Origin of the sequence: Algoriphagus sp., from assembly GCF_024642405.1 — a bacterium.
Taxonomy (GTDB): domain Bacteria; phylum Bacteroidota; class Bacteroidia; order Cytophagales; family Cyclobacteriaceae; genus Algoriphagus.
In genome coordinates, this window is sequence record NZ_JAHEBC010000346.1 from 1 (window position 1) to 3,969 (window position 3,969).

2 protein-coding genes are annotated in these 3,969 nt (G+C 36.7%); one reads left to right on the plus strand and one right to left on the minus strand.

Going from position 1 to position 3,969, the window contains the following annotated elements; translation table 11 throughout:
- Window positions 1-442: 442 nt before the first annotated feature.
- The gene (rffA, locus tag Q0L68_RS17435; protein ID WP_296705542.1) at window positions 443-1,660 is read left to right on the plus strand and encodes a dTDP-4-amino-4,6-dideoxygalactose transaminase; all 1,218 of its coding nucleotides are present in this window, start codon (window positions 443-445) and stop codon (window positions 1,658-1,660) included.
- A 114-nt stretch (window positions 1,661-1,774) separates the two neighbouring features.
- Here the strand turns inward: rffA and Q0L68_RS17440 are convergent.
- On the minus strand, window positions 1,775-3,969 hold a 2,195-nt coding region (locus tag Q0L68_RS17440), incomplete at its 5' end, for a hypothetical protein (RefSeq protein WP_296705541.1).

Consider the following 3,969-nt stretch of genomic DNA (forward strand, 5'->3'; position numbering starts at 1 on the left):
GTTTGATAATCTCAATTTGGATGCTAACAGGGTTTCTGCTAATTACACTTGGAATGGTAGGGCTTTACATCGGCAAAACCTTTGAAGGAGTGAAAAATCGGCCTATTTATATTATTGAAAAAGAGATATAGGCTCCTTCGTCGCCTGAGATAGGCCTTCGGCGAAATACGCCTTTGGCGAGATATAGCCTCGTGCCTCGGCTGAAATAGGCTGCCTATCTTTGACAGGCAGCGAGATATGCCTCCGGCGAAATACAGCTTCGCTGAGATAGAACTACATATTATAAACGGATTTAAATATCTCGCTCCCGCAGGGAGCTTATCTTCTTATCTGCCCTTAGGCTATCTTATATCTATATCAATGTATTTCTCCCGAAGGGATTATTTCAATAGTATTTCAACTGTATCTCCATAAATCTTATATCAAAAATCTGAAATCCAAAATCCAAATCCCTTTCAACAAACCCTATCTATCAGGTAAGGAGTTAGACTATATCCAAGAGGCGGTGAGTTCGGGTAAGATTTCCGGTAATGGTGAATTCACTCAGCGTTGTCAAAATTTCTTTGAAGAGCGATATGGATTCAAAAAATGCCTTCTGACTACTTCCTGCACGGATGCTTTGGAAATGGCAGCATTGCTCTGTGAGATCCAACCGGGAGATGAGGTCATTTTGCCCAGCTTTACTTTTGTGTCCACGGCTAATGCATTTGTATTAAGAGGAGCGAAAATCATTTTCGTGGATAGCAAAGCCAATCATCCCAATATGGATGAATCATTACTGGAAGAACTGATCACGCCAAAAACAAAAGCCATTGTGGTAGTTCATTATGGGGGAGTTGCCTGTGAAATGGATGCCATCATGGAAATCGCCAATAGACACGGCTTATTGGTGATAGAAGATGCAGCACAGGCAGTCGATTCTTTTTACAAAGGGAAAGCACTCGGAAGTATTGGGCATCTGGGAACAATGAGTTTCCATGAAACCAAAAATATTCAATGTGGAGAAGGAGGGATGTTGGTGATTAATGATTCTTCCATGATCCAGCGAGCTGAAATACTTTGGGAAAAGGGAACGGAAAGAGTGGCCTATGCTCGCGGTGAAATCAATAAATACGGTTGGGTAGATGTAGGAAGCTCTTTTCTACCATCCGAGCTCAACTCAGCTTACCTCTGGGCCCAACTAGAAAACTTAGATCAAATCCAAAAACGGCGAAAAGATATTTGGGAAGACTACCTCCGTTATTTTACTAGAGATTCTTCTAAATCTAAGATTCTTAGTCCTGAGTATTTGTATAAGTACGCAGTTAGCAGTATGCAGTTCTCAGCTCTCAATTCATCTAGTGATACAAAGGGGTTGAATAATAATAAAAATTCAGAACTACAATCGATTCCTGAACACTGCTCACTGAACACTGGAAATTGGCACATTTTCTACCTCCTTTTCCCATCTCTAGAATCCCGAACCGCCTACGCTAATGCCTTAAGAGAAAAAGGAATCTTAGCTGTTTTTCATTACCAAAGCCTTCACAAATCTGAATTTGCCAAAAAACATTTTCCAGATCAATATGCGCGGGAATTACCCAACTCTGATAAATTTTCAGATTGTCTTTTGAGATTACCTATGTTTTATGAATTACCGGAACTAAGCCAATCATTTTAAAATACTTCTATCTAATTTTTTAGACTTCCAGAATTAGAAAGGATTCTACAGCAGTTTAGCTAAACAAGATTGGGAGAATGGTATTCCTTTTTGGATAATCATTTTCAAAATTACTTACTGTTTTTTTCCGATGTTTAAACCTGGAATAATTCGACTCAATCCTTCATAAATAATCCCCATGGTCCCAACCACTACGGTCGAAATTGCCTCTAATTGACCTAACACTCCCCGATTAAAATAGCTGATAATACCCAGCACCAAAATGGCAAAACAACTTAATAACCAAGTGTAATTTGCCATGATCCCATTTGCTTTGGTGTCTTTTTCAAACTCCAAAATCAACTCCTTCGGGCAATTTTCAATGATAAAATAACGGAATACTACATCGAAGAATAAATACTTGTTTTTAGATTCATGAAAAAACAAAACCCCTTTTTGAAGTAACTCAGTTGATACGGAAAGATTCTTTGAGTTGATCAGCCCTTCTTTAGCCATGTAATAACAAAACTTCTTTTCAAAAAAGCTGAGCTCAGCCCAAAGGTTCATGTAGTATGCTTTTTTATGCCTCAGGATTTTAATAAGCTCAAACTTTTGTCTTTCTTCCAAATCTTGAGGATCAATTACTTCATTATCTGTAGGAATAGCAGCTTTTTCGTTCAGGGGTTTAAATGGATAGATTTTTTCCAAGGGAACATAAAAAAATATGTAATTGCTCAGAAGCTCAGTGATTTGTACCAGTTTATCATTACTAGTCTGAGTGGAGATTCCATACCGATCCGTGATAAATTGCTTAATTGAAAAACCAGAACCTAAGATCAAATAATCCTCATTATATGCTTTTTCCCAATTATTTAATCGCTCAATAAAATTATCCTCTTTGGGAAGGCAGTGAATATTTTTTACCAAAACAATCTTTTGTTTTTTCTTCAGATCAGCATGTTCGGATTTTTCTGTTCCCTCAGCCGCATTATTTTCATCACTTTTTTGGAGAGAAGAGTTACAATCAATTGATACAAATTCCCTTTTTTCATAGTCAGGAATATTTGTTTTGATCCATGCTAAAAAATTATCCGTTTCAAGGCTCGTTAGAAAAATCCTTTTTCCTAAAATTGGATGCTTTTCCTTATATACTTTTCTTTTCTTGATTTGGTCTAATGCTGTGATATCAAAACAAGTTTGAAGAAGTTTTTTTGTCAAGACATACATCCCAACCAACAATAAAAAGAGAAGTAGAACCATAGGGACAGTCAGAAACCCCCATTCAAAATCATAACCTAATTGCATGTTGACGCTGGCACGGTTTAGATCTGATTTATCAGCATAGACTTGCTTGATGAGTTGGCCCTCCGAAAGGTCCGCTAAAGTGGAAGTGAAATTTCTTCTGATCAACTCTGAATTTTTTGTAAAGAATTCAATATCTGGAGATGATTCTAAGTCGGCATTCCAAAGTTTACTTTCGATATTATAAATACTATCATAAACTCCAAAGGCCGGAAGAAAACCGATTGACAAAAAGAAAAGGAATATAAATGTGGTGTAAAGTGTCTTGGTCTTTGTGGGTTTGGCTTTTCTGTTTTTATTCTTAAAAATCCCATTATCCGGAATAAAACCAAGTAAACTGTTGATAATTTGAGCGATGGTGGACGAAGTACTTTTATTTTCATTTGAATCACCTACCTTATTTGGTTCTGATTCTACCTTACTTTCTCCGTTTGGTTTTTCATCATCTTTCTTTTTTTTCTCTTCAATTTTCAGTTTTTCTTTTTCTTTCTGTGGAATCAACCAAACAATTAGCAAGCAGGAAATCAAGTTAATCGAAAGAATCCACAACCTATCATAAATAGAGGTTTTGAAAAGTGATAAAATGAAAATCTGTAGAAATATTACCAACCCAAAAGCCCAGATCCCTCTCGTGTATGCTTGTTCCATATAAGGATTATAGATCAAGGTTCTAAAGGGAGTCTTTTTCCAGTTGAGTTGTGTCCTATTGATAAAAGCATAGTAAATAAAGCCGATCAGGATTACTAAAACCAGAAGATACAATAATAGAATGCCGATGCTTTCCAATCCTACGATAGCCTTAAATCGATGGTGCAAATTATTATCGATAAAATAGACTAGGAAGAGATCGGAATCCAGCTCTTTAAATTCAAGCGGAAGTATGATTCCTTTGTAGAAATTTCCATTTAAACGAAGATCCAAAAACTGTTCTGAGGCATACTTCCGGTTCAATAAAATGTTGATTTCTTGGGCTTTTTCATAGCTGACCAAATCTTTAATAGATTGTATCGGAGTTCTGATCTGTTTGG